The organism is Mediterranea sp. An20 (assembly GCF_002160055.1).
GTDB classification, from domain to species: Bacteria; Bacteroidota; Bacteroidia; order Bacteroidales; family Bacteroidaceae; genus Bacteroides; species Bacteroides avicola.
In genome coordinates, this window is the sequence record NZ_NFJV01000002.1 from 209,944 (window position 1) to 236,799 (window position 26,856).

The 26,856-nt window shown below is 50.5% G+C and carries 23 protein-coding genes and 1 tRNA gene; 9 read left to right on the forward strand and 15 right to left on the reverse strand.

Translation table 11 applies throughout. The features are described from left to right. The first annotated feature begins 142 nt into the window (after nt 1–142). Nucleotides 143–976 (forward strand): S1-like domain-containing RNA-binding protein, encoded by an 834-nt coding sequence (locus B5F34_RS02295; RefSeq protein WP_087334636.1) that lies wholly within the window; start codon nt 143–145, stop codon nt 974–976. A 254-nt stretch (nt 977–1,230) separates the two neighbouring features. Here B5F34_RS02295 and B5F34_RS02300 read toward each other — a convergent pair whose 3' ends face one another. The 6 genes from B5F34_RS02300 to B5F34_RS02325 all read right to left on the reverse strand — a co-directional run bounded on the left by B5F34_RS02300 (nt 1,231) and on the right by B5F34_RS02325 (nt 7,905). Next, entirely contained in the window at nt 1,231–2,580 is a 1,350-nt protein-coding gene (locus B5F34_RS02300; RefSeq protein ID WP_087334639.1) for a TolC family protein, read from the reverse strand. A 98-nt stretch (nt 2,581–2,678) separates the two neighbouring features. Beyond that, on the reverse strand, nt 2,679–3,782 hold the full coding sequence (locus B5F34_RS02305; protein ID WP_087334641.1) for an efflux RND transporter periplasmic adaptor subunit: 1,104 nt from the start codon (nt 3,780–3,782) through the stop codon (nt 2,679–2,681). A 116-nt stretch (nt 3,783–3,898) separates the two neighbouring features. After that, nucleotides 3,899–5,140 (reverse strand): ABC transporter permease, encoded by a 1,242-nt coding sequence (locus tag B5F34_RS02310; RefSeq protein WP_087334643.1) that lies wholly within the window; start codon nt 5,138–5,140, stop codon nt 3,899–3,901. A 79-nt stretch (nt 5,141–5,219) separates the two neighbouring features. Then, complete coding sequence (locus tag B5F34_RS02315; RefSeq protein WP_087334645.1) at nt 5,220–6,479, reverse strand: ABC transporter permease; 1,260 nt, start codon at nt 6,477–6,479, stop codon at nt 5,220–5,222. Between the two features lie 8 nt (nt 6,480–6,487). Next, on the reverse strand, nt 6,488–7,153 hold the full coding sequence (locus B5F34_RS02320) for a DUF6624 domain-containing protein (RefSeq protein ID WP_087334648.1): 666 nt from the start codon (nt 7,151–7,153) through the stop codon (nt 6,488–6,490). Nucleotides 7,154–7,188: 35 nt separating this feature from the next. Further along, nucleotides 7,189–7,905, reverse strand: coding sequence for an ABC transporter ATP-binding protein (locus B5F34_RS02325; RefSeq protein ID WP_087334650.1), 717 nt, complete (start codon nt 7,903–7,905; stop codon nt 7,189–7,191). Nucleotides 7,906–8,081: 176 nt separating this feature from the next. Here B5F34_RS02325 and B5F34_RS02330 point away from each other — a divergent pair, with 176 nt between their 5' ends. Together B5F34_RS02330 and B5F34_RS02335 are read left to right on the forward strand one after the other, a co-directional pair. Continuing rightward, nucleotides 8,082–9,062, forward strand: a complete 981-nt coding sequence (locus tag B5F34_RS02330; RefSeq protein WP_087334652.1) for an ROK family protein — start codon at nt 8,082–8,084, stop codon at nt 9,060–9,062. Between the two features lie 407 nt (nt 9,063–9,469). Then, a complete protein-coding gene (locus B5F34_RS02335) occupies nt 9,470–10,216 on the forward strand; it encodes a LytTR family DNA-binding domain-containing protein (RefSeq protein WP_087334654.1) in 747 nt (248 codons plus the stop codon). Nucleotides 10,217–10,220: 4 nt separating this feature from the next. On the opposite strand, the gene B5F34_RS17810 is transcribed toward B5F34_RS02335, so the two are convergent. The 4 genes from B5F34_RS17810 to B5F34_RS17825 all read right to left on the reverse strand — a co-directional run bounded on the left by B5F34_RS17810 (nt 10,221) and on the right by B5F34_RS17825 (nt 12,747). After that, nucleotides 10,221–10,634: a hypothetical protein gene (locus tag B5F34_RS17810; protein ID WP_239448753.1), complete on the reverse strand. Its 414-nt coding sequence runs from the start codon at nt 10,632–10,634 to the stop codon at nt 10,221–10,223. Next, the gene (locus tag B5F34_RS17815; RefSeq protein WP_239448754.1) at nt 10,613–11,434 is read right to left on the reverse strand and encodes a hypothetical protein; all 822 of its coding nucleotides are present in this window, start codon (nt 11,432–11,434) and stop codon (nt 10,613–10,615) included. Before B5F34_RS17815 ends, B5F34_RS17810 begins: the two co-directional genes overlap by 22 nt. After that, the gene (locus B5F34_RS17820) at nt 11,431–12,084 is read right to left on the reverse strand and encodes a hypothetical protein (RefSeq protein ID WP_343224291.1); all 654 of its coding nucleotides are present in this window, start codon (nt 12,082–12,084) and stop codon (nt 11,431–11,433) included. The genes B5F34_RS17815 and B5F34_RS17820 overlap by 4 nt, the downstream gene beginning before the upstream one ends. Nucleotides 12,085–12,342: 258 nt before the next feature. Further along, nucleotides 12,343–12,747, reverse strand: a complete 405-nt coding sequence (locus B5F34_RS17825) for a DUF4270 family protein (RefSeq protein ID WP_239448755.1) — start codon at nt 12,745–12,747, stop codon at nt 12,343–12,345. A gap of 220 nt (nt 12,748–12,967) precedes the next feature. On the opposite strand from B5F34_RS17825, the gene B5F34_RS02350 reads away from it, so the two are divergent. Together B5F34_RS02350 and B5F34_RS02355 are read left to right on the forward strand one after the other, a co-directional pair. Further along, nucleotides 12,968–14,008 carry a kelch repeat-containing protein gene (locus tag B5F34_RS02350; protein WP_087334693.1) on the forward strand — a complete coding sequence of 347 codons (1,041 nt, stop codon included), beginning with the start codon at nt 12,968–12,970 and terminating at the stop codon, nt 14,006–14,008. A 21-nt stretch (nt 14,009–14,029) separates the two neighbouring features. Continuing rightward, entirely contained in the window at nt 14,030–14,332 is a 303-nt protein-coding gene (locus tag B5F34_RS02355) for a DUF4907 domain-containing protein (RefSeq protein WP_239448756.1), read from the forward strand. Between the two features lie 62 nt (nt 14,333–14,394). Here the strand turns inward: B5F34_RS02355 and rplS are convergent, their stop codons facing one another. After that, nucleotides 14,395–14,748, reverse strand: a complete 354-nt coding sequence (gene rplS / locus B5F34_RS02360) for a 50S ribosomal protein L19 (protein WP_087334656.1) — start codon at nt 14,746–14,748, stop codon at nt 14,395–14,397. 555 nt (nt 14,749–15,303) lie between these two features. Here rplS and B5F34_RS02365 point away from each other — a divergent pair. The 4 genes from B5F34_RS02365 to B5F34_RS02380 all read left to right on the forward strand — a co-directional run bounded on the left by B5F34_RS02365 (nt 15,304) and on the right by B5F34_RS02380 (nt 23,075). Continuing rightward, complete coding sequence (locus B5F34_RS02365) at nt 15,304–16,080, forward strand: 5'-nucleotidase (RefSeq protein ID WP_087334658.1); 777 nt, start codon at nt 15,304–15,306, stop codon at nt 16,078–16,080. A 47-nt stretch (nt 16,081–16,127) separates the two neighbouring features. Then, on the forward strand, nt 16,128–16,979 hold the full coding sequence (locus B5F34_RS02370) for a bifunctional UDP-sugar hydrolase/5'-nucleotidase (RefSeq protein WP_087334659.1): 852 nt from the start codon (nt 16,128–16,130) through the stop codon (nt 16,977–16,979). Nucleotides 16,980–17,040: 61 nt separating this feature from the next. Continuing rightward, entirely contained in the window at nt 17,041–20,019 is a 2,979-nt protein-coding gene (locus tag B5F34_RS02375) for a glycoside hydrolase family 3 N-terminal domain-containing protein (protein WP_239448759.1), read from the forward strand. A gap of 92 nt (nt 20,020–20,111) precedes the next feature. Next, nucleotides 20,112–23,075, forward strand: a complete 2,964-nt coding sequence (locus tag B5F34_RS02380; RefSeq protein WP_087334699.1) for a glycoside hydrolase family 3 N-terminal domain-containing protein — start codon at nt 20,112–20,114, stop codon at nt 23,073–23,075. Nucleotides 23,076–23,200: 125 nt separating this feature from the next. Here B5F34_RS02380 and B5F34_RS02385 read toward each other — a convergent pair whose 3' ends face one another. The 4 genes from B5F34_RS02385 to B5F34_RS02400 all read right to left on the reverse strand — a co-directional run bounded on the left by B5F34_RS02385 (nt 23,201) and on the right by B5F34_RS02400 (nt 26,215). Then, entirely contained in the window at nt 23,201–23,830 is a 630-nt protein-coding gene (locus B5F34_RS02385) for a porin family protein (RefSeq protein WP_087334662.1), read from the reverse strand. Between the two features lie 34 nt (nt 23,831–23,864). Beyond that, nucleotides 23,865–24,500 carry a DUF4136 domain-containing protein gene (locus tag B5F34_RS02390; RefSeq protein ID WP_087334700.1) on the reverse strand — a complete coding sequence of 212 codons (636 nt, stop codon included), beginning with the start codon at nt 24,498–24,500 and terminating at the stop codon, nt 23,865–23,867. A 179-nt stretch (nt 24,501–24,679) separates the two neighbouring features. Then, nucleotides 24,680–25,672 (reverse strand): aldo/keto reductase, encoded by a 993-nt coding sequence (locus B5F34_RS02395; protein ID WP_087334664.1) that lies wholly within the window; start codon nt 25,670–25,672, stop codon nt 24,680–24,682. A 470-nt stretch (nt 25,673–26,142) separates the two neighbouring features. Then, nucleotides 26,143–26,215 (reverse strand) — tRNA-Arg (locus B5F34_RS02400). Nucleotides 26,216–26,856 lie beyond the last annotated feature (641 nt).

Consider the following 26,856-nt stretch of genomic DNA (forward strand, 5'->3'; position numbering starts at 1 on the left):
TAATATAGTATCTCGTTTACTACGATGCTGCAAAGATAATCCTTTCTTGTGAGATTTGTGATGTCGGAATGGTTATATTTTATTGCCGAAAGTTATCTTACATATATGATTTACGCTATCTTTGCCAGAAATTTAATGAGTTATGGGTGTCGAATTAGGAAAATTTAATAAGCTGAGAGTCGTCAAGGAGGTTGGTTTCGGACTTTATCTTGACGGAGGCGACGAGGGTGAGATACTGTTGCCATCGCGTTATGTGCCTCAGGGCTGTAAGCCGGGCGATGAAATCAATGTATTCATCTACCTGGATAACGAAGAGAGGCTGGTAGCCACTACGCAGACACCGCTGGCGCAGGTCGGTGACTTTGCCTGCCTGCAGGTGGCGTGGACCAATCAGTATGGGGCTTTCCTGAACTGGGGGCTGATGAAAGACCTCTTTGTCCCGTTCCGTGAGCAGAAGGCCAGGATGGAAGTCGGCCGGCGATACGTTGTCCACGTACATCTGGACGAAGAGAGCTTCCGCATTATGGCGTCGGCCAAGGTGGAGCGTTATCTGTCGGCTGACAGGCCGGAGTATGAGTCGGGAACGCCGGTAGACGTGCTGGTGTGGCAGAAAACGGAGCTGGGCTATAAGGTTATTGTGGATAATCGTTTCGGAGGCTTGCTCTACGAGAATGAAGTGTTTCGCCCCTTACATATCGGGGAGCAGGTGCGCGCTTACGTCAAACTGGTGCGCGAAGACGGCAAAATAGACCTGACACTTCAGAAGCCGGGGCGGGGCGGTGTAGAGGATTTCGCTTCCGTCTTGCTGGAGCACATACGCACTAATGGTGGACGTACACCGTTGAATGACAAAAGTCCGGCCGACGAAATCTATGCCGTGTTCGGAGTGAGCAAGAAGACATTCAAGAAGGCGGTGGGTGATTTGTATAAGAAACGGCTGGTGCGCTTGGAAGAAAATGGCATCTTTTTAGCCTGAGCGCCAGCCTGTGATGCCGGAGAGGTATGTCTGTCTTATCTCTCTGGCAGACAGAAGATTGCTTCTTATACTGCCGAAGCTTTTTTCTGAAGGCTTGGGAGCCGGCTTCTTATGGCTTCGGATTGAGCATCGTATATATAGTGGTAAAATAATAAGGAGTTAAGCTTGTGTCTTCCTGTCGCATCCGTCAGGTGGCCGGCTTAACTCCTTATTGTTTGGTTGCCTTTGGAGGTGTGCTCTCGTCGGGCAGTGGCTTATTCGATGGGGATTCCTTGGTAGAAGTCCAGAATCTTAGTGCGGAACAAGTATTCGTACTTGGCTTGCAGTTCGTCGCTTTGGGCCTTCATCAAGTTCTGCTTGGCTTCGTTGTATTCCACGGCGTTGGCTTGTCCGTTCTCATACTTTTTTTGTGTAAGCTTGAATGTTTCCTCGCTGGCCTCCGAGGCAGCCTGGCTGCTGTGGTATTTGCTGACGGCAGCCGCAGCGTTGTACCAGGCCTGTTGTATCTCCTTATATAGGGTTTTCTTGGCATCGTCCAACTGTAAGGCGTAATTGTCTCGTTGCAGGCGGGCGGTGCGCACCCGGTTGCGTGTGGCCAGCCGGTTGAACAGGGGAACGCTGAGGCTGAATCCGACGTATTTGCTGAAGTTGTCGCGCATCTGCTGGTTGAAAGTCCGGTCCAGCGTAGAGTAGAAGTTGGTTCCGATGCTCCCGTTCAGGTTCAGTTGCGGGTAGTATCCGCTTTGCGCGATGCGTATGCTGTGCTTGCTTCCCTCCAGCCGGTATTTGGCAGCCTGTATGGAGGGCTTCCCTGCCAGAGCTATCTGGTAGATTTCGTCGGGCGGGGTGAGTGGCGAGGGGGGAGCCAGTTGGGTAGGTGCTTCCACCTGGAATCCTTCGGGCGACTCCAGTTCAATGAGTTGGCTGAGGTCCAGCAGAGCCAGGCGGTAGTCGTTGTCGGTCTGCACCACGTTCATTTCGTCTTGTGCCACGCGCGACTTGGCTTCGGCAACTTCCGAGGCCGATGCCTTGCCGGTCTGCGAAAGGCGGCTGATGCGCTCGTATTGCTCCTTGCTCAGTTCGGCTTGTCCCAGGGCCACATCGTGCAGCTCTTGGTTGAAGAGCACTTGCAGGTAGGCCGAGGCGATGTTGATGGCGATGTCTTCCTTGGCCTTGTCCAGGTCGGCCAGTGCGGCTTTGAGATTGAGTTTGGCCAGTGCGTATTGGTTGGGCAGTTCCAGTCCGGTAAAGATGGGTATGCCTGCGCTCAGCGAGAAGTTGGTGCTGTTGTTTTTGGTGTTGACGTAGACGGTGTTGTATTCGCCGGTTGCCTCGTCAGCCACGGCGGTTTGCGTGCGTCCCCAGTTCCAGCTTTGGCCTGCATTTCCGCTGAGTGACGGCAGGCGGGCCCATTTGGCTGTATTTACCTCCACCTTGCTTTGTTCGGCAGTGTTGGCGGTCTGGCGTATGCTGATGTTGTGTTCGATGGCGTAGTCTATGCATTGCTTCAGCGACCAGCGTTGAGATTCCTGTGCCGTGCCGTGCGCTGTGGCGAGAAGCAGGAAGGCGAGGATCGCGGCGTATGTTTTCTTCAAACGTATCATAACTGTATGTTTTGGTTTGTCACCTCTCCCCGGTATGTGAAGGCAAGGCCTGTACAGGGCTGGCCGGATAGCCGGGGAAGAGGGAGACGGGGGTTGGTTTATTGTTCTTTTTCTCCGTTTCTCACTTTGTCCTGCTGGGTAATACCACTCTTGACGGCTATCCGGATGCCATCGCTCATGCCTACTTGCACGGGTCGCCGTTCGAACTGTTGCTGGGGCACGCTGTCGGTGAGCACGTAGACGAAGGTGCTGTCGCCACTGAATTCCACGGCTCCTTCAGGTATCGCCAAGGTCTGCTGGGCATGTTCCAGCACAATTTCAGCGTTGGCCGAATAGCCGGAACGTATGGTTACACTGTCTGGTACGCTCAGAGCAGCTTTAATTTCGAACTGATTGGCACCGTTTTCTTCCGTAGCTTTGGGGGAGATGTATTCCAGTTTGGCTTCGAACGAGAGGTCTTGCAGGGCGCCGATGGTTATCTTGACGGGCATTCCCTCGTGTACGCGGCCCACTTCGGTTTCGTCAATGTTGCCACGGAAGATAAGGTCGTTCATGTCGGCCACGGTAGCTATGGTGGTACCGTCGTTCATAGTGTTGGCCATGATGACCGAGTTGCCCACCTTGACAGGTACATCGAGTATAAGCCCGTCGATGGTGCTGCGGATAAGCGTGCTCGATATGTCGGCGCTGCTTTGCGTGATGCCGTCACGCACGATGTCGCGGTTGTCTTGCGCAGCCTGTAGCTCTTCGCGTGCCTGCTCCACGGTGACGCGTCCTTTTTCGTATTCTTCGCTGCTGATGAGGCCGTCTTTGTACAAAGTTTCCAGCCGCGCAAAGTCGGTTTCTGCCTGCTGGCCGTTAATCTCTGCCAAGCGGACGCGGCTCTCGGCAGCAGCCAGCGTGCCCAGTTCGGGGATGACCTTTACTTTGGCTATCACTTCGCCTTTCTTTACTGTCTGTCCGGCTTCTTTATAAAGTACGTCGATGATGCCTGATATTTGCGGTTTGATGAGCACTTCATCACGCGGTTCTACCTTACCAGTGGCCACCGTGGTTTTCTCCAGGTCGGTCACTTCCGGCGAGGTCACGTTGTAGACAGTAATTTCGGGACGGGACTTTTGCCAGAGGAAGACAAATGTCCATACGAAGATGGCGGCTACGGCCACCAGCAATCCAATTTTGAGGAACTTCTTGGTTTTCATACGTTCTTATTATTGTTTGTTGTTAAATAATTATTCTTGTTCTTTCGGAGCGAATAGCATTCGCTATCCTGTATCGAGTGGCAGTGTCGGTTGTTTCCAACAGATGGCGTGGTGGCTTATTCATCGCGTATGGCTTCGATAGGTTTGATAGCCATGGCTCGGTAAGCGGGTGCCAGTCCGGCGAGCATTCCCAATGCCACCACGAGCAGACAAGTGCCTATGGCCATGCCGAACCCTACCTGGTAGTGTGTTTCGACCACTCCGGGTGGATTGGCAGCTTTCTCCAATACGTTGAGCACGAATACTCCGAATGAGATGCCAGCCATGCCCGCCACGGTGGTCAGTACGATGCTCTCGCTCAATATCTGTTGCAGGATGTCGCGCGGACGGGCACCGATGGCGCGCCGTATGCCTATTTCGGTGGTGCGTTCCTTTACAGTCACCATCATGATATTGCTTACGCCGATAGCTCCTGCCAGCAGGGTGCCCAGACCGACCATCCAGGTGAGGAAGCGTACGCCTGTCATCAGGTTGTCCATCATGCTGAACATGGCTTCCAGGTCCAGCAACATCACAGCCTGTTTGTCGGTAGGGCTGATGTAGTGCGCTTGCTTGATTCGCCGTTCTATCTCAGGTTTTACATCTTTCACTTTCATGCCGGGTTCCATGGTGAAGCACACGACCTGTACTTCGTTGCCCAGATTGTACATTTTCTGCATCGTGGTATAGGGCAAGGTGACGGCCTGCGATGCTTGGCCCTGTATGTTGACATTGCCTTCGCTGGAACATACGCCTACCACTTGGTAGTACACGCTGTCTACCTGTACGTATTTACCGCACGGGTCTCCCCCTTCCTTGAAGATGCTTTCGTAGACGCGTTTCCCGATGACGCATACTTTTCGTCCCTCGCGAATATCCACGTCGTTGATAAAGCGTCCGTATGCCATTTCCTGGTGCTCCAGTTGCTCGTATTCGGGATATAGCCCGCGGATGTTGCAACTGTATTTGTTACCTTCATACACGGCAGACTTACCCCACATGGCGGTGCTGGGCGTTGCCATTTGTACGCCCTCCACGTCGGCCACCAGATCCACGTCGCTTATTTCCAGATCCCACCAGCGCCCTTTACGGAAACCTTTGTAGGCTTCGTTGGTCTTGCTGGAGACGACGAATCCCGAATTGGTAGCGAATCCTTCGAACTGCTGTTGCAATTCCTCCTGCATGCCTTGTCCGCCTCCGCTCAAGGCTACCAGCATGAAGATGCCCCAAAATACGCCGAAAGCAGTGAGTAGACTGCGCGTCTTGTTGCGGGTGATGGTAATGAGGATTTCTTCTAATGTATCTTTGTCTATTTTCATGTGATAGTGGCAATTTTTAATGGTTAATGCTTGATTATTGAAGGACAATTATGAGACGTTACATAAATGACCATGAGCCTCAGTCTGCCCGCAATGCCTCAATAGGTCGTATCTTGGTTGCCTTGCGTGCGGGGAACAGCCCAGCCAGGGTGCCTGCCACAATGAGAGTCACCGTGGCTTGTATGGCAATGCCTATGTCTACTGTAGGATTACTGAACATCTTAGCCTCGAACATGCCCGCGTCTACTGTCTGACTGCCAAAGGCGGCATCCATCCATTCTGTTGCTCCGATGCCTGCCACCATGCCTACGTAGCCGAAGACCGTTGTAATGACCACGCTCTCCACAATGATGAGCCACAGAATGCTGCGTGGCTTGGCTCCGAGAGCTTTGCGTATGCCGAATTCATGGGTGCGCTCTCTCACTGTGATGAGCATGATGTTGCTTACGCCCACAATGCCGCTCAGCAGCGTGAAGATACCGATGACCCAGATAGCCGTGCGTAGGATGCCCATGGCCGCCATGGCTTGCAGGTAGTTGGTAAAGCGGTTCCACAGCCAGATGGCACCGTCGTCTGTAGGGTCGAAGCAGTGGTTGGCGCCGATGACGCGGCGGTAGTCTGCCTCAAACGTTTCGTTAGCTTCTTCTGTGTCCAGACCCTTTGTGGTGAAGATGATGCTGTTCAGCTTATTGCCCTTGTTGTAAATAGTTTGTAGGGTGCTGAAGGGTATGAAGGCAGTATTGGGCTCGCTGTTGCCCTCATCGTCATACAGACCAACGACTTGGTAAGCCACTCCTCCGGCATTGACAAACTTGCCCAAGGGGTCGGTATGGGTTTTCCCGAAGAGCACGTCGGCCGATTTCTGGTGCAGGATGATGACTTTCCTCCTCTCTTTGATGTCCGTCTGGTTGATAAAGCGCCCCTTTGCCGTTTTCACCGGTTCTACCTCCGTATAATTGGGATATACGCCGTAGAGTGACAGGTTGACATATTCCGCTCCGTAGCTGATGTCCGTAGCCGATTGCGATAAGGTGGCTCCGGCTTCCTCTACCCGGTCGGTGAAGAAAGTCTCGGTATCTTCCAGGTCCCGGTTGTCTAAGTCGATGCTGCGTCCTTCCGACAATCCGTCATAGGGCTTGGTGGTCCAGCCGGGAAACACGCGGATGCTGTTCAATGCCCGTTGTGACGAGCTCTCTTCAAAGGCATGTATGATGCCGTTTCCTGCGCCCAGTAACACGATGAGCATAAAGATGCCCCATGCTACGGCAAAGCCTGTGAGAAAGGTGCGCAGTTTGTTTCGCTTGATGGTGCCGTATATTTCTTGCCAAAGGTCAATCATAAACGTTTTTATTTTTGGATGATGATACGTGTAGATAACTGCCGGATCTGTTCAATCGTCAGTTCCTTGTCCCAAATAGCTTCTATTCCAGCTGTTGCAAACAGGTTAAGGTATTCCTGCATGGGAGGCAGGGCTACGGACCGGCGTAGACTGTCTACCTTTGCGGGCTGTTCGATAGGCCAAACATAACAGATACGCTTGCCGTCTTTTTGCCCGGTTTGGGTTTGTGTGCCGTAAATCTGCTTTTTCCCTTCCCGCATCAACATACGGTCTTGGAGAGTGGCAGCATCTGCTTTTGACAAGTCTCCCTTTTGACTTCCCTCCTTTATGTACGGCCAATATCGTTTTTGTGCTTCGATGGAGGCATGGTCTACAACTAAAAATATGGCGTTATAGGCCGAGTCGGACACTTGTTGGGGCCATCCGTGTGTGTCGAGTAGCTGGAATACATAGGCTTGATTTATGCTGTCGGTTCTTGACATGCGCGATTGATAAGACATGATACTGTCCACATCGGATGTTTGCACGATGGCAGCCCATTGTTGACGCACTTCCTGGTCTTGCCGGTAGATTTCCCGCAGGCGGGCATCTATATCAGAGAAATCGGTTTGTGCGATGCCGTTTGTGGAACAGACAAGGCACAAGCCTATGAATAAGAGAGCACGGGTTCGCATAAGCTGTTGTTTTTTCTTTTGTTCTTGGTATGGTGTCACTTCATCAGCCCTCCCTGTCCGAAAGGCGATGCATCGTGCTGCAAGTTCTCCTCGATGCTTCCGATGACGCCGTCTTTGATATGGATAATTTTGTCCGTCTGGTTGGCCACACCACTTTCGTGCGTCACCACCACGATGGTCATGCCCGTCTGGTGCAAGTCTTTCAATATCTGCATCACTTCTACAGAAGTTTTGCTGTCCAAAGCCCCCGTGGGTTCATCGGCCAATATGATTTGCGGCTTTGTGATGAGGGCACGGGCGATGGCCACCCGCTGTTTCTGTCCGCCGGACATTTCGTTGGGCATGTGGTGCGCCCAGTCTTTCAGGCCGAGCCGGTCCAGGTATTCCAAGGCCAGGGCGTTCCGTTTGCGGCGGCTTACTCCCTGGTAGAAGAGAGGCAGGGCCACGTTCTCCACGGCGTTTTTGAACGAAATCAGGTTGAACGACTGGAATATGAAGCCAATCATCCGGTTGCGGTATTCGGCTGCTTTGTTCTCGCTGAGGTTTTTGATGAGCGTCCCGTTCAGGTAATATTCGCCCGTGTCATAATTGTCCAATATACCTAATATATTAAGTAAGGTAGATTTTCCGGAGCCCGAAGCTCCCATGATTGAAACGAATTCTCCCTTCCCGATATTCAGGTTGATGCCTTTCAGTACGTGCAGGGGCGCACCGTTGTAGTAGGTCTTGTTGATGTCTTTTAAGCGTATCACGGTTTTCTTTGTTTTTTGTCTCTGAACTTAGTTATTTTCCCAATTAGACGCAACGATGTTACGAAAAGTTGCAGTAGATGTGAAATTTTTTATGGAAAGATTTTGTGGTCTCATTTTGTTTTGTGATTTTTGTAACCAATAAAATCAACAATAACCCTTTAAAAACAGATTATATCATGAACTCAAACATGGAGAAGCCCTATGTAGTGGGCATTGACATTGGCGGTACGAACACCGTATTTGGTATAGTGGATGCACGTGGAACCATCATCGCCAGCGGTTCTATCAAGACGGGAGCTTATCCCGAAGTGGAAGACTACGTGGATGCTGTGTGCAAGAATCTGCTTCCGCTTATCTCGGCCAACGGAGGTGTAGATAAGATAAAGGGCATTGGTATCGGTGCTCCTAACGGTAATTATTACAGCGGAACCATTGAGTTTGCTCCCAACTTGCCGTGGAAAGGCATCATCTCGCTGGCTGCCATGTTCGAGGAACGCTTGGGCATTCCGACAGCGCTGACCAACGATGCCAATGCGGCCGCTATCGGCGAGATGACATACGGCGCAGCCCGTGGCATGAAAGACTTCATTATGATTACGCTCGGTACGGGTGTGGGTAGCGGCATCGTCATCAACGGACAGATGGTGTACGGACACGACGGCTTTGCCGGCGAATTGGGCCATACCATTATCCGCCGCGAAAACGGCCGTATGTGCGGATGCGGACGCAAAGGCTGTCTGGAGACTTATTGCTCGGCAACGGGTGTGGCCCGTACGGCACGTGAGTTTTTGGCGGCACGCACGGAACCGAGCCTGCTGCGTTCTATCCCTGCCGAAAGCATTACATCGAAAGATGTGTATGATGCGGCTGTCAAAGGAGATAAACTGGCTAAGGACATCTTTGACTTCACGGGACAGATTCTGGGCGAGGCTTTGGCCGACTTTATCGCCTTCTCAAGCCCTGAGGCTATCATTTTGTTCGGAGGTCTGGCCAAGTCGGGCGACTACATCTTCAAGCCTATTCAGAAGGCTATTGATGAGAACATCCTCACCATTTATAGAGGAAAGACCAAATTGCTGATGTCTGAACTGAAAGACTCTGACGCTGCCGTTTTGGGTGCCAGTGCCTTGGGTTGGGAACTGAAAGACATGAAGTAAACAGGACTCGAAGCCTGTCACATTGTTGAAAACGTGAGGGAATCCCCTTCTTGACCTTTCAAAAGTCAAGAAGGGGATTCTTATGTGTATATACCTACTCCCGGTTGTCTTTGAAATGCCTGCACTGCAACCAGCCTCTCTTCGGGATACCTTGTAATGTGCTTGCTTACAGGTGTTTGCTTCTTATATATAGCGAGCCTGCTTCTTATATGTTGGCAGGCTGCTCCGTAGCCTTTAGCCATTTGCTTCTGATGTATGAGGGGATGCCGTTCTTTCTGTCCGCAGGAAAGGCTCTGGCTGGATGTCGTGAATATTCATGGAATTGATAGGTTAATGTTACTTAATACGGATATTCTCTTGCAGTTTTTTCTACTTTGGGCGCGTCTTTCTTACAAAAGTGTTTGTATATGAATTTAAATTGTGCTCTGCTGCATACCGATCCGGATATGATAGCTAAATTGCAGATTTTTGTAGGGAAGATACCTTTCCTGACTTTGTGTGGAAGTTATACGGAACCGTTGACCGCGTTGAAGGAGTATTATGTGACGAAAGTAGAAGTCTATGTCGTAGGTATTGTTTCTGCTGCCGAAGGAGAAATCAGCGGGATGGATTTCTGCCGTCTGTTATCGTCGTACACGCGTGTTATTTTTGTGGCCGACGACGAACGTTATGCAGCCGACTGTTTCCGTTTGGATGCTCTGGACTATCTGGTCGGCGACTTTGGCTTTTCTGTCTTTTTCCAGGCAGCAAACAAAGCGATGCGCTGGTTCACGCTGAAAGAAAGCAGCACGTCTGTACCTGCCGGCAAGGCACAGCCGGTGGTGCCCGACAAGGTGATTTATGTACGTTCGGACAACCGCATTCTGCGTTTGTCATTGGAGGAAATCTGTTACATAGAGAGCTGCGGTGATTATGTGAGGATTCATTGCCGTGACGGACTCCGTCCTCTGATGTGCCTGTGTACCATGAAGAACATGGAGGAGAAGCTGCCGAAAGCCGACTTTGTGCGCGTGCATCGCTCGTTTATTGTCCGGTTGCGGGCTTTGGATGCCATAGGTGTAAACGTTGTGTACGTCGGTGCCTTGGAGATACCTATCGGCGATGCTTACCGCGACCGCCTGAAAGCTTGCTTGTCGGGGCTGACCGTGTGGTGAGCGCTTATTGAAGTTTGCTCTTGGAGATTCTTTCTCCGAAAGTCAGGTTCAGGTTGATGCTCCAGCGGCATTCCTGCATCACGTGGCTGTCCGGATTCATCTGCCGGCGCCACGTGGCTCCCAGTGAGAGGTAGGAGTAGCGGATGGGAAGACTGACACCGGCACTGACCTCCAGATAATTCATTTTCTGGTTTTTCATACTGATATACGAATTGCCGAATCCCACGCCCAGCATCAGTTCTGTCGAGCGCGGGCGGCGTGGATGTAGGGTATAGCTGCTGCCTATGTTTATCTTGTGTTGGTTTTCGTAGTCGAAGCCCGTATCAGACGGGGAGTTGCGGCTCCAGTCCGTATAATTATAGTCGGCAGTCAGCAGCCATTTGGGAGATTGTACGGCTATGCCCAGTCCGATGTGCATGGGCAGGTATTGCTGTTGCTCGTGGTAGGTCTTCTCCAGTTCTTCGTCGATGGAAGAGTTTCGTAAGTCAGCGTGTTGTCGTGCGCCAACGGAAGCGACGGTGCAAATACGGATCCAGCCGACCACAGCATACCTTCCGGGTCGGACTGTACTTCGTAATGCAATCCGAAGTCCGTATAAAAAGCCCTTTTCTTCGACCGGTATTCCACTGTGGCGTTTTCTTGTGTTTCGCTTTGTGTGGTGGTCCCCATCACTATTCCCATGTTTATTCCTACAGACAGTTGCCGGGTCAGCCGGACGGCATTGGTCCAATAGCAGCGGTAGAGTCCTCCTTCACCTTGGAAGGTCGATGTGAGGCTGCTGGTTGGCATTCCTTCGATAACCTCTTCGGTACGGATGAAATAGCCCACGCTGCTGTAAGGTGCGGCACCCAGCATGATGTACCATCGGGGCATGGCGCGGAATCCTAAGCTGATGCGGTTGGGGTTGGCAGTCAGCGAACTGCTATGGTCACTCAGGTAAGAATAGCGGGCGTATGCGGCCGCTGTTCCTACATCGAAGGTGAAGCAGGTCGTGTCCATCTTTGTGATGGCAGCAGGGTTCAGTGTATTTGGGAAGCCGGTGCGGTTGAGTGCGATTCCCACATTGCCCATGCCGGACAGGCGTCCTCCGTCGCTTGCGCTCAGTTCTCCTATGCCATACATCGAAGTAGGCAGGTTGGTTGTATTTTGTGCCCGGAGGGGCAGAATGGCTGTGCTCATAAGGCCCAGCAGGATGAGGTTCAGGTTCATTATTCTCATTGTTGTTCGTTGTAGGTTTTAAAGCGGATGTCGAGGCGGCATTGCCGTTCGTTATCAGGGTCGTTGGTAAAGATTACTTGGTTGAAAGTAGTGGCTGCATCGCTACTGTTCATGTTCAGGAGTAGCTTCTGGCGGTTAATGCCCCAAGTCCCTAAGTTGTTGCGGATAAACTCGGTGAGGTCGAAACTGTAATAAGTATCACGGCCGGAGACTTCGTCTACGGTCAGGTTGCCGGTTTGCACCGTTACGCCGTCGCTGCCATACACGTAATCCTCCAATACATTATTTTCATTGGTGATATACAGGCGGATGTCTTCCGGCAGCTGGTTGGTCTGGTTGTAGCTGCCTGCCAAAGGATACAGGTAGAGGGTGGCACTCTCTATGGAGACAATTTGTCCCATGTCTTGCAATTCGTTCAGGTAGGGGAACTCCAGTTGGTTGTAATAACCTGTCAGTCCTTGCAAGTAGGCGCGATGTCCCAGACTGGTGGAATGCACGTAATTTTCGATGCCGCTGCTTATCTCGGCCAGCGGACTGCCTGTGCGGTCGTGTTGGATACCGGTATAGGCGTAATCCGTATTGACGGAGAATCTTAGCTGCTGTTCTGTCCGCTGGGTGGAGACTTCCGTATAGTGAAGCGTGAGACACATAGACGAGTCGTTGACCAGGAACCCGCTGATACATTGTCCGGTTTCGGCTGGTATGAAAGCTAATCCGGGAAATTCGCTTTTGAAATATTCCTGCTCTTCAAAATAACTTTCCTGATTGATAAGGTCGTCCAGTATTTGCTGCCCCCATTCGTCTGGCAGACGGATGGATTGTATCCTCGCCTCGCCGGGCCGTGGCCGATAGTTGAAGCTAAAGAGAGGTGTCGCTTCCGTGGGCAGGGAGGTATGGTTATACAGATCTTAGTCATCGGTCAGTTCAATGGGATCTGCCAGACGGTATACCTGGATGGTAGGGGTAGTCAGTGTGTCTCCCCAGTAGTGGCCGCTGTGTCTCATAGTCAATACGAGAGAGTCGAGCGTGTAGCTGTTGTTTTCGTTGGGAGTAAAGCTGGCTGTGGAGTATTCTGCGTAGTAGGCAGCCGATACCTCTCCCCACGTCTCGTCCTGGTAGTGTCCTATCTGACAGATGCTGTCGCCCCGTGTCACGATGGAGTCTTCGAGAATCGTGCTTATATCTACCGTACACGTATCTACATATATATTATAGAAAGAACTGCTTACCAGCGTGTGCCCCAGTTCGGAGTTTTCATCCACACAGGCGCAAAGGCTTGCGGTGAGTAACCATAGAAGAATAAATCGTTTCATTCGTATATAAATAAACCGTTGTTTTAATTCACATAAAGAGTCAGCGGGCAAAGGAACGTGATTAGCGTATCTTATCCAATAGAAATCGACTGTTTATCCGTATCATTCGTTGAAGCCGTTTGACGGAAATATCTGTCTGTTCATCGATTTTTTTTGTGTTGGCAGCCATGGGCGGTTACTTTCGCAGGACAAAAGGATTTTATAGCATATTACAATGAAAATGAAGACGATTTTTGTGGGCATAATGTCCGTCTGCTTTCTGACCGGTTGCACGGCTGATGATGAGTACACTCAGGGGCAATGGATACGGCGCTCGGACTTTGATGGAGTGGCGCGTTGCGGTGCCAGCAGCTTTACTATCGACGATAAGGGATACTTGTGTTGCGGTTACCGTGGTTCAAATCGCGATTTGTTGAAAGACTGTTGGGCTTATGATATCAGCGGCAATTATTGGACGCAGTGTGCCGATTTGCCCGATGAGGCTTCCGGGCGACATAAAGCTGCGGCTTTTGCCTTGAACGGAAAGGGCTATGTGACGACCGGTTCCATCAAGGATGAGCCGTATTACCTGGCCGATACGTGGGAGTATGATCCGGCTACCGACACCTGGCTGCAGAAGGACGATTTTGCCGGGGGGATGCGTTACGGGGCCTTGGGTTTTACCGTAGGCGGTTATGCCTACGTCGGTACAGGTTACAATGATAATTACCTGAAGGATTTTTATCGTTTCGACCCCAACGCAGCTTCCGGTAGTCAGTGGCAGATAGTAAATGGTTTCGAGGGCGGGAAGCGGGTTTATGGCCTGGCTTTTGTCATTGACGATGTGGCTTATATCGGTTTCGGTGAGAACAATGATACATACGTAGAAGACTTTTATAGTTTCGACGGTACGACATGGACCCGTCTTCGCGATATTGCCAATACCAACGATGACGAGGATTACGATGACGATTATGCCATTGCGCGCAGCAGTGCCGTGGCATTCGTTATAGATGGCTTGGGATATGTGGCTACCGGCGACCGTAACGGCGTCACGAGTGATTACTGGGTATATGACCCCGAGGAGGATTTGTGGCATGGGGATTCGGATGATGATTACACGCCGCTGACCTCGGTGCATTATGGCACAGGCGGTTCGTCGCGCAGCCTGGCGGTGGGCTTTTCTACGGGTAGCCGTGGTTTTGTCCTGACCGGTTCGTCGGGTACCAGCTATTTTGACGATGTGTATGAGTTACTGCCCTATGAATTGGAGGACGATTGAATGGAGGGGTTGATAAGAAGCATGCGGATGATGCAGCGGGGTGCCGTTGCCGGATGGCTGGTGCTTTGCTTGTCCTGTACTTCTTCCGGCAGCCAGTTTACCTGCTGTGCCATGAAGGTTTCCGGAGGCTATGGTTATGTGATATTATGCCGGGAAGATACGCTGATATGCCAGCCCTATGTTCCTGCAGTCAGCGGCAAGCAGGTTTTCGTTACAGAGCGCGAAGCGTTGAAGGTAGGACAACTGGTTTGCCGGAAGTTGGACAAGGGCAGACCTCCAACCCTGACCCGCGAGGAAATAAGCGAAGCATTGAGAGATGAATAACATAAAAAAGGGAAACCTGCTGTAGCAAGTTTCCCTTTTTTATGTTGTTACGGAAGATGTCTTTATCCGTTGGCTCTTTTTTCTTTGATTCTGGCTTTCTTGCCGGTGAGGGCGCGCAGGTAGTACAGCTTGGCGCGACGCACTTTACCAATCTTGTTCACCTCGATGCTGTCGATAGCCGGAGATTCGATGGGGAAGATACGTTCTACACCGATAGTGCCCGACATCTTGCGGACAGTGAAACGCTTCTTTTCGCCATGACCGGAAATCTTGATAACAACGCCGCGATAGAGCTGAACGCGTTCCTTGTTACCTTCTACGATACGATATGCTACGGTTACAGTGTCACCTGCCTTGAAGCTGGGGTGTTGCTTGCCGGTAGCAAATGCTTCTTCTGCAATTTTAATTAAATCCATTGTTTTTTCTTTATTAAATTGTTATCGTTACTACGCAACATACCAGGCTTTCTCTGTTGTTCCTGACAGCGATTGCGCGAAAGCGGTTGCAAAGGAACGAATTATTTGCCAGATACACAAATAATTTGTGCTCATTTTCTATTATATTTTGTGCGTCATCGTCTGTTGTGTTTACTTGGGAGCTTAGGCATGCGGAGGGCAGCCTCAATGAGTCTTCTTTTTTCCTATGGTCCAGTTGCGCAGAAACGGTTGTGGGGCATTCGGTGTGGAGAGAGCTGCAGGCAAGGCGTGCTTAGCCCTTTGCTTGCCCTCTGTTTGCTCTTTGCTTCCTCTATATAAGAAGCGTGCTTCCAAGCTCTTTGCTTCCGGCTTCATATATATACGCACTATGCGGGTGAGGGCTTGGCATTCCGGCGCCTGGGTTTAGCTGTACTGTCCGGAGATATTGTCAAGCGGGCTGTTTATATGCGTGCGTCAAAATTTAATTCGCGCAGTGAAGTCGTTTTGTGCTATTTTATAGTTATCTTTGTCCGATTTTTGAAATATCTGAAGAGTATGATAAACAAACGGATGAGCCCGAAATGGTTGTCGGGTATGGTTTGGGGGGTGGTTCTGCTGTTGGCCTCGTGCCGGACGGACTTCGCTGTCGTGAAAGTGGAAGGTGACCGGGTGGCTATGGATAGTACGTGGGATAATTACACCAACCAGCAGGCTATATCTCTGTTGGCCCCTTATAAGATGAAAGTAGACAGTGCCATGTCGAGTGTGTTGGGAATGGCTGCTATATCCATGGATCGGGAGCGCCCGGAGAGCTTGCTCTCCAATCTGGTTGCCGATGTGTTGCGTGAGGCGGCAACCGATGTGTTGGGCAAGCCGGCCGATATGGGGCTTGTGAACATAGGGGGTATCCGTAGTTCATTGACGCAAGGTCCTATCACGATGGAAGATGCTTATGAGATTTTGCCTTTCGAGAATGCGCTGTGTGTGTTGAAACTGAAGGGAAATGTGATGAGGGAGTTGCTCGAAAATATTGCAGCCCGTATGGGGGAAGGAGTGAGTGGAGTTCATCTTGACATATCGCGCGAGGGCAAACTGCTGGATGCCAGAGTGGGCGGCTTGCCTTTGGAGGACGACAGAGAATACACCGTGGCTACTTTGGACTATCTGGCAGAGGGCAATGACGGTATGCATGCTTTGCCTAAAGCCGTGAGCAGGACTTGTCCACCGGGGCAGACATTGCGTTTGCTGTTTATCCGTTATGTAGAACAGCAGGCCAAGGCCGGCCGCAAGGTAACTTCCCGCTTGGAAGGGCGCGTGACGGTGAAAGAATAATGGACTACAAGGAAACGTACAGAACTAACAGAATGAGATAGAAGGTGATGAAGAAGAAATTGTTATCATTCGGATTGGTATTGGCTTTGATGTGCCCGGTTGCCGCACAGCAGTCTGTCGGACTGAATATCCTGCAGACCAGTGATACACATAGCCGTATTGAGCCTATCAGCCCCCATGCTGCCGACCAGTCTGCCGGCAAGGGAGGAGTGCTGCGTAGAGTTGCGTTTGTGGAGCACTATCGGGCAGAGCATCCCGGTGTGTTGCTGTTTGATTGTGGTGATATTTCGCAGGGTACACCTTATTATAATATGTTTAAGGGTGAGCTGGAGGTGAAGATGATGAACCTGATGAAGTATGATGCGATGACGATAGGCAACCATGAATTTGATTTCGGGCTGGAGAATATGGCACGGCTGTTCCGCCTGGCCTCTTTCCCGGTTGTGTGTGCCAACTATGATGTGTCAGGCACCGTACTCGAAGGATTGGTGAAGCCTTATGTCGTGTTGCAGCGCGAAGGTCTGCGCATTGGTGTCTTTGGCCTTTCTCCCCGGTTGGAAGGACTGGTGCAGGCATCCAATTGCCAGGGCGTAGTCTACCGGGACCCTATCGCTGCGGCGCGCGAGACGGTGGAGATTTTACGCGGCCGCGAACACTGCGATGTGGTAATCTGTCTGTCGCATTTGGGGATGCTGGGGGTAGCCTCGGAAGTGCCCGGCGATGAGGCGTTGGCTACCGGAACGAGCGGCATCGACGTGATTTTGGGTGGACATTCGCATACGTTTATGGAACATCCGGCCGTGTTGCTGAATGCCGAAGGGAGAGAGGTGCCGGTCATGCACACCGGTAAAAATGGAGTATATGTAGGAGAGTTGAAATTAATTTTGCAGAAAGAGTAATTGAAAAGATAGAATTATGAAAAAGAACACCTTGTTTTGGAGTTGTGTGGCAGTCTTGCTGATGATGGCGGGACATTTGCATGCACAGAACAAAGTACAGCCGCTTCTGACGACACCGGATGCGCGTTGTACGCAATGGGTCGACTCGGTGATGGCTGAGTTGAGCCTGCCGGAGAGAGCCGGTCAGCTGCTGATGGCTGCCGTCCCGGCTCAGATGGATAAAGTTACCAAGAAGCAGGTACGGGATCTGGCCAAGAAATACAAGATTGGCGGCCTGCTGTTTGCACAGGGGACGGCAGAAGAGCAGGTCATGCTCACTAATTTGGCCCAGAAGACTTCGAAAGTGCCTTTGTTGATTGGTTTCGATGGCGAATGGGGGCTGTCTATGCGCTTGAAGAATGTGCCGGATTTTCCGCGCAATGCAGCGCTGGGGTGCATCACCGACAATCAGATGATAGAGAATTATGGCCGTGAAGTGGCCCGCGAGCTGAAAGAATTGGGCGTGCATGTCAATTTCGCTCCGGTGGCCGATGTCAATACCAATCCGTTGAATCCGGTGATAAATGTCCGCTCGTTTGGCGAGGATCCTGTGTGGGTGGCCGAGAAGGTTGTGGCTTATGGCCGCGGCCTGGAGAGCGGAGGCGTATTGGCTGTGGTCAAACACTTTCCCGGACATGGTGATACCGATTTGGATTCACACCGTACTTTGCCTGTGCTGCGTCATGACAAGGAGCGTATGGACAGTGTCGAACTGTATCCTTTCCGTGAAGCGATACGTGCCGGTCTGGGTGGGGTAATGGTAGGGCATCTGCAAGCGCCCGCTTATGAGAAAAATGCCCATCTCCCTTCTTCTTTGTCGGCTGCGGTAATAACGGACTTGCTGAAAGGCCAGATGGGATTCGGCGGACTGGTGTTCAGCGATGCCTTGGACATGCGTGGTGTGACGCGTGTGCCCGGTTATGTGGTGAAAGCCCTGAAAGCTGGCAATGATGTGCTTCTGGTGCAGTACGATGCCCCCAAAGCCTGGCTTGAAGTGATGGAGGCGATTAAGAGCGGAGAACTGACAGAGGAAGAAATAAATGAGCGTTGCCGCAAGGTCCTGGAGTGTAAGTATCAGTTGGGGCTCCGCTCCAAGCCGGAGAAATTGCAGGTGAGCGGTGTAGGGTTCCGCATTCGCTCGGAGGAAGCCCGGAATCTGGCAGCTTCTTTGCGTAATAAGTCGGTGACCGTGCTGAACAATTATTTCAATATGTTGCCTTTGTCTACTGATGCAAAGGGCAGAGGCATCGCTGTGCTGAGTATGGGTGAGAAGACGGTTGATTCGACTTTTGTGGCTGCGATGCAGGGACATGGCGCTATTGACTGTTTCCGTTTGCCGTGGGATGCTTCGGAAGCCGCTAAAAAAGAAATGCAGCAGAAACTGAATGCGTATGGTCGTGTGGTGGTAAGCATTGCGGGTGTCAACTATGTCAGTGATGCTGATGTGGATTTCCTGAAGAATCTGGAACTGCAAGCTCCTTTGGCTTATGTGTTCTTCACCCCCTATCGCCTGTTGCCTATCCTGACGCCTGCATTGGCTAAGGCTAATGCTGTGGTGCTGGCCCACTCGGCAGAAAATGATTTGCAGCAGCATGTGGCCGGGGTATTGTTTGGAGAAGAAGCCGCCAATGGGCGGTTGTCTATGAGCATCGGAAATCTTTTCCCGAAAGGAACCGGGTGCGACATGGTGCCGGGGACGAAGCCGGTGACGGCTATGCCTGATGATTACGGAATGAAGTCGTATGTGTTGCAAAGCATTGACGGCATCGTGCATAAGGGATTGGAAGCTGGCGCTTATCCTGGATGCCGTGTCTTGATATGGAAAGACGGAAATGCTGTTTACGACAAAAGCTATGGCTCTCATTCTGTCAAAGACTCCACTGCCGTACGAACCACCGATCTCTTCGATGTGGGAGCACTGACCAAAACTACCGCTACGCTGTTGGCTGTAATGAAGTTGTATGATGAAGGCAAGCTGAAGCTTGACGATAAGGCTTCGTCTTATTTGTCGATATTACGTGGAACAAATAAACGGAACATCACCATCCGACAGCTGTTGATGCACGAGTCTGGTTTGCCTCCTTATATCCGTTTCTATATGGAAGCCATTGATCCTAATTCGGTGCACGGACCTTATGCCCAGAGCTGGAAAGATGAGTGGCATCAGACGCAGGTGAGCGAACACAGTTATTATTGTTCGAATTTCAAGTTCAAGCGGGGACTGATGACTGCCCAGCAGGACAAAACCCATACCTTGCATGTGGCAGAGGGTATGTGGTTGAATAATAGCTTTAAGAATACTATATTGAGAACTATAGCCCGTAGCAGTCTGGAGACTAACCGCTCTGTAGACAGTGACTTGGATTTTATTCTTTTGCAGCAGATAGTGGAGCACATCACGCAATTGCCTCTCGACCTTTATGTGGCAAAAGAATTTTATGCTCCGATGGGTTTGCAGCGCACATTGTTCCGGCCGCTGGAGAAATTCCAGAAGTCAGAAATCATGCCTACTGCCTCTAATGACTTTTTGCGTAGACAGGACCTTTGCGGATATGTACACGATGAAGCGGCCGCTTTCTTGGGCGGAGTGGCCGGGCATGCCGGATTGTTTTCGACGGCTTCAGAAATAGCAGCTGTATATCAAATGTTACTTGACGGGGGAACATGGAACGGTAAGCGTTTCCTCAGCGAGGAGACTTGTCGTTTGTTCACGACAGAAAAGTCGCTGGTCAGTCGTCGCGGTCTGGGATTTGATAAGCCGGATGTGTCCATAGTGAAGCGTAGTCCGTGTGCACCTTCTGCTCCAGAAGCAGTGTATGGGCACAGTAGTTTTACTGGGTGCTGTGTATGGACAGACCCCGGAAGCCGCACGGTGTATGTTTTCCTGAGTAACCGCCTGTGTCCGGACGTATGGAATACGAAATTAGGTGATATGGATATTATGACAGACATCCAGGAACTTATTTTCCAGAGTTTGAACCAGAAGAAGGAGAACTTGTGATGCTGTGGGGTATAAGACTTCTTAGAAAGGTATGGGCATGGATATTGATAGGTGGAGGGCTCTGTGGATCGGCTGTTGCCCAATGCCGTTTCATGCCCATCGATTCCCTGCCCTTGCCTTTAGAACAGCCGGCATTGGTGTATTCGTTGCAGGATAATCAGCCTTGTCGGCAATGGGTGGATTCTGTGATGGGGCGGATGAGCTTGAAGGAGCGCATCGGGCAACTTTTTATCTATACCATCGCTCCGCAGACTAATGCGCCGAACAAAGCATTGCTGCGTAAGGTGGTGCAGGAATATAAGGTGGGCGGACTGCTCTTTTCTGGCGGCCAGATTGAAAATCAGGTACAACTGACCAATGAGGCGCAGCAAATGGCCAAAGTACCGTTGCTGATTACTTTCGATGGTGAATGGGGATTGGCTATGCGCCTGAAAGGAACGGCTGCTTTCCCCCGTAATATGGTGCTGGGGTGCATCCGCAATGATAGTCTCATCTATGAATATGGGCGTGAGGTCGCACGTCAGTGCCGTGAGATAGGTGTGCAAGTCAATTTTGCTCCGGTAGCCGATGTGAATATCAATCCGGACAATCCGGTGATTAATACCCGCTCCTTTGGTGAGAACCCCGATGAGGTGGCACGCAAAGTAGTGGCGTATAGCCGCGGATTGGAGTCGGGCAAGGTTCTTTCTGTCAGTAAGCATTTTCCCGGACATGGTGATACCAATGTAGACTCTCATAAAGCTTTGCCATTGTTGAACTTTACTAAAGAACGCTTGGACAGTGTTGAATTGGTTCCTTTCCGCCGGGCTGTGCGTTCGGGATTGGGGGGAATTATGGTCGGACATTTGGAGGTTCCCTGCATAGAGTCGCAAAAAGGAGTGCCGGCTTCGCTTTCCAAGCAGGTCGTAACGGGACTTCTAACGGAGGAGCTGGGCTTTAAAGGACTGGTGTTTACCGATGCACTTGCTATGCGCGGGGTGTCGAATCATGGGAATGTGTGTCTGAAGGCTCTACTGGCAGGCAATGATTTGTTACTTGTTCCCCGTAGTCTGTCGGGAGAGCTGGATGCCGTGCTGGCGGCTGTGCGCAAGGGAGAGTTGCCGGAGGAGGAGATTGACAGAAAGTGCCGCAAGGTGCTTACTTTTAAGTATGCGCTGGGATTGACGCGGAGACCGCATGTACGCCTTTCGGGTTTGGAACAACGGTTGAACACACCTTATACGAACGACTTGCTCCGGCAGTTGAAGTGTTCAGCCATTACAGTAGTTGGCAATGAAGACAGTCATCTGTTGCCTTTAGGTACTATATCCGGACAAGTTGCGGTGTTGCAGGTAGGCGATCCGGCTGTGTCTGCCCCGTTCATGGAGGAGCTTTCGTGTACCGTAACTCCTGTTCCATTCCGGTTGACGAAAGGGATGTCGGCAACTGAGATGCAGGCTTTGCAGAAGGAACTCGCCGGATATAGCCGCTTATTGGTTTGTGTGACCGACCGGCATTTGGCCGACTACCGCACGTTCTTTACCCGCTATTTGCCCGAAGTACCTGCGGTATATGTCTTGTTTGTATCCGGAATGCAAGTTCCCCGTCGTTTAGGACCGGCACCGGATGTATTGGTATTGGCTCATGCAGCCGATGAGGTGATACAACGACGTACAGCTGCCATCCTGACAGGCAAGGCGGGAGCCGACGGGCGTTTGTCTTCGGCTGTAGGCGATTGGTTTCCTGCGGGGGCAGGTGTTTCTATAAAGGCGCCGGCTGAACCTTATTATTCTTTAGAGGAAAATGGTGTGGATGCGGCTCGTTTATCGGTTGTAGATGACATTGCCGAAGAGGGAATAGAACAAAGAGCCTATCCGGGATGCCAGATTGTGGTGCTGAAGGACGGCCACGAGATATACGACAAGGCTTTTGGAACTCACTGTGGAGGAACTGGAGCAGACCGAGACACTACTCGTGTGTCGGTGACGGATGTATATGACATTGCGTCATTGACCAAGACCAGTGCTACGCTGCTGGCTGTGATGAAGCTTTACGACAAAGGGAAGCTTAGCCTTACCGACCGCGTGTCCGACTATCTGCCTTATCTGTTGGATACAGACAAAAGAGATATTACCGTGCGTCAGTTGTTGCTGCATGAGTCGGGCTTGCCTGCCACCATCCTTTTCTATCAGAAAGCCATTGATGAAGACAGTTACGAAGGACCACTTTTCCGCGGGAAGGCTGATTCTCTGCATACGGTTCAGATAGGTGCCCGTACTTGGGCTAACCCTGATTTCGGTTTCTTGGCCGGGCTTTCTTCGCCTGTGCCTACTGATTCGTGTACGTGGCAGTTGGCAGACAGTTTGTGGCTGAATCCTTCTTTCAAGCAGATTTATTTGCAACAGATTATTGATGCGCCCTTGTTGAGCCGGCGTTATCGTTACAGTTGCGTGGGCTTTATCCTTTTGCAGCAGCTGGTGGAAGAACGGGCTGGTATGCCGATGGATCAGTTTCTGGAACAGGAGTTTTATCGGCCTATGGGTCTGACGCATACTTGCTTCCGTCCGTTGCAACATCTGCCCCGCCGTACCGTTGTGCCTTCGTCTGTAGATGCATTTTTGCGGAAAGACACGTTACAAGGGTTTGTACACGACGAGTCTGCGGCTTTCCAAGGAGGAGTGTCCGGCAATGCCGGGCTTTTTTCCAATGCTCGCGAGCAGGCTTTGATTTATCAGATGTTGTTGAATGGCGGGGTGTTGGATGGCCGTCGTTACCTTAGTGCGGAAACCTGCCGTTTGTTCACTACGACGCTTTCGCGTATCAGTCGCCGTGGTCTGGGATTTGATAAGCCCGATAAGCGTAATCCGCGCATTAGCCCTTGTTGTGAGGAGGCTCCTTCTTCGGTGTATGGGCATACAGGTTTCACGGGTACTTGTGCCTGGGTGGACCCGGACAACCGTCTGGTGTATGTCTTCCTTTCCAACCGTGTCTTTCCCGACAGTTGGAACAATAAGTTGTCGCGTCTTGACATCCGCACCCGCATTCAACAAGCTATTTATAAAGCTTTGAAGAAATAAGAAACGGATTTTGGAACCGTATCGACAAGTACATAAAAACCGGCAGGTGAGCAACGGAATAATTTCCCAATCGTCCGTTTCACCTGTCGGTCACGTATATGAACAGTGGTACATCAGTGTTGTAATCAGAACGAGATGCCTATACGCAAGCCTGCGTTGTTCATGCCGTTGATGTCATACGTCAGCACCTTGCCCTGGTTGGTGCCATAGTCGTAGTAGGCGGCTATGTGCAGTCCGGGACCGTAAGCCCAAGGGAAGATATGGAGGCCTATTTCTGGTGATACATAGAATCCCCACGTCTTGTCTCTGTCTTCAAAGACGTTGAAGTCCGAAGTCAGTTTGGCATACTGGGCACCTGCTTTTATGGCAATGTATGGCTGGAAGTCTCCTCCGCGGTTCCATGCATATCGTCCGGCCACGCCGAAAGGCAGGCGGAAGGCAGTGTGCTGCTGGTCAGTGCTCAGGCTTTCAGAAGGGCTGAGCGAAAGTACCGTGCGCGGTATGTATTCGTGGTTGCTGTGCCAGTTCATAAAAAGGCCCACTCCCCAGTGCTTGTTCAGATAATAGCCGCCTTCTGCGTTTACTCCCCAGCCGCTGGAGCCTCCGGCAAAAGCTTTGCCTGTCGGAAAATTGTATTGCCAGTCTACATTGGCATATCCGTTATCTGTCATCTGTGCCTTGGCTGGCAGAGTCATTGCCAGCAGGAGGGCGGTTATCATACAGATGCTTTTCCATCGATTTTTTCTTGTTTTCATACTACATTACAGTTTTAGGTTTAGGATATAGAGGTTATGGTTGGCAGGTCAGATAAGGTGACTGGGCAAAAGCCTCGTTCACGGCATCTGTGGCTATTTGTGTATTCAGCCTTGTGCTGCTGCTTAATGCACCACTCATGCACGTGTTCCATACCACCGGCAGTCCTTTGTCTTCGCCTTGCGGAGCTGTCAGGTTGACCAGTTCGGCCAAGTAGGTGCCTGTGTTGTAGGAATAGCTGACGACGAACGGATAATACCATCCTCCCCACATTCCCCAATAGTCCGGGCCCCAATACCAGGGATAGTCCCAGCCCCAGCCTCCCCAGCCGATGGCGGTGAAGTGGTAGCTGTTTTCCACGTAACTCACTTGCAGCCCTAAGCTTGCCTGATTGCGTTGGCTGGTGCGCTTGAATCCGCGGCTTTCCATGTTGTCTGCCCAGCTTTGCAGGATTTCCTGTGCTTGTTGGCCAGTGGCATATTCGGGTTGTTCCGAGTTGCCGATGAGCAAGATACTGTCCGGCAAGTAATAAGTGGACAGGTTGCCGAAATTCGTTTGCGGGTCATGGTTGGTATAGACCACATACCGCCCGTCCAGTTCATCCAAATCGGCTTGCTTTTCGCAGGCGGTCAGTGTAAATGCCGCCAGCAGGATGGGAATTAGTTTTTTCATACGTTTCATTGGTTTAGGTTCTTTATTTCGTTTCTAATCTCTTCTTACTATACAAAAAACGTACCAGATGGCAGATTGTTCATAGAATCAGTGTTAAATGAACCGTTTGTAGAAGAGTGAGTTTTTCGTCGACAGCCAATCGCGACATTGTGTCGGCACTGGATAGAAACTGTCAGGTTTTAATTGTCTATGGCTTTTAACTCTTCGTCAGAGAAATGCGTGTTTTCAATAGCTTTCAGGTTGTCTGCCAGTTGACCTACGCTGCTGGCACCTACGATGACCGAGGTTACCAGCTCGTCTTTCAGCAGCCATGCTAATGACATTTCAGCCAAGGTTTGCCCGCGTTGTTGTGCAAGTTCATTCAGGCGTTTCAGTTTTTGCAGCAGGTGTGGAGTCAGCACGTCTTCTTTCAGCGTATTGCCTTGCGCCATGCGTGAATCGGCAGGAATCCCGTTTATGTAGCGGTCGGTCAGCAGTCCTTGAGCTAAGGGCGAGAAGGCGATGAACCCTGTGCCGTTCTTTTGCACTTGTTTCAGAATGCCGCTCTTCTCCGGTTCCTGGTTCAGCAGGTTGTAACGTCCCTGGTAGAGCAGGCAGTGCACGTTGCGTTCTTCTAAGTATCGGAAGGCATACTTGGCGGCTTCTTTGGGATATTTGGAGATACCTACATAGAGCGCTTTTCCTTGTCGGACGATGTCGACCAATGTCTGCAAAGTCTCTTCCAAAGGCGTATCCGGATCATAGCGGTGGGAATAGAAAATGTCCACATAGTCCAGATTCATGCGTTTCAGGCTTTGCTCTAAGCTGGCCATCAGATTTTTGCGTGATCCCCATTCTCCATAAGGGCCGGGCCACATGTAATGACCGGCTTTGGTGGAGATGAACAACTCATCGCGGTGGGAGAGAAAAGACTTTTTCATAATTTGCCCGAATGTTTCTTCGGCAGAGCCGTTGGAAGGACCGTAGTTGTTGGCCAGGTCGAAGTGGGTAATGCCGTGGTCGAAAGCATAATGAGCCATTGCTTGAGAGTTGGCAAAAGAGTTCAAATCTCCAAAATTATGCCAGAGACCTAATGAAATTTCGGGTAACAGAATGCCGCTCCGCCCGCAACGGCGATATTTCATGCCATTCTCATAGCGGTCGGCTGCTGGTGAATAGATGGAAGATGTCATGATGTATCAGTGTAATGAAGTAGATATACAATAGTCTTGATAGATTCTGCAAATTTACAACATTGTTTCAAATCTTGTTTGTTTTTCCATAGCAATTTAGGTCCCAATATTACTCGCAGCCTGTCAAAGCGAGGCCTTCTGAAACTAAGGTTTGAAGGCCGCTTGCTTGTTAGCTATAAGCATCGTACTTCAAATCTATATGGTGTTTGCTCCCAAGCTATATGAAAATTCCTTTTTACCTATATCTTCCTGACTGAAAGATGTGCTTTACAAGATTGTGCCTCTATTCCAAATCCTATTCTCCTTATTTGGGATTCTGATTGCCAGTATGTTATCTCCAATGTTTTGGGAACAACAATAGATCAGCAATCATAAATATATCTTTCGAAAAGGCTATCCCTATTGATGCTGCTATGCGGAATAAAAAGAAAAGTCCTCAATAATCTTGTTGATTATCAAGGACTATTATGTGACCCCGCTGGGACTCAAACCCAGGACCTTCAGAACCGGAATCTGACGCTCTATTCACTAAGCTACGGAGCCTTTATTGCGGTGCAAAAGTATAAAAAAGAACAGAACCTTCCTAATTTTTCTCCACTTTTTTCAATTATATATCTCATACGTTATCTGCGGAGGCATATTACCTGCGTTTTTTTTCCGCAATTCGGACTGGCAAATTGAATAGCAGACAATAGAAACGGATTTCGTAAGGTGCTATAGCTGTCGTTTTCTCCCTTATATATTATATAATAATGTGTCCATCTTACCCTCTTCCCGTTCTCCCGCCAGTTTTCTTGTTTTTGTAACTAACTTGTTATCAGTGTATTTACAAAATATTTTTATAATTCCCGGAAAAAACCTTTGTGCGTATTTGGTGTTTGTTGGAATAAGGTGTACTTTTGCACCCGCTTTCGGCAAGGGAGCGTCGCTGTTTGAAAGGTCTGTTTCAGTTTTCCGTTTTCCGCGGTTGTTTTTTTAGAAAAAAAAACTTCGGGAAAAATTTGGAAGATATGCGAAAAAGTCCTTAACTTTGCAGCCGCTTTCGCTTCCTGACGGATGCGTAAAAGAGATCCTTGAAAGGTTTACATAAACAGAACAAGTAGTACAAGAGCGGAACCTCTTTTAGAAGGTTCCGGGTATACGAACCGTCATTTCTATTATAGAGAATGAATACGGCATATCCT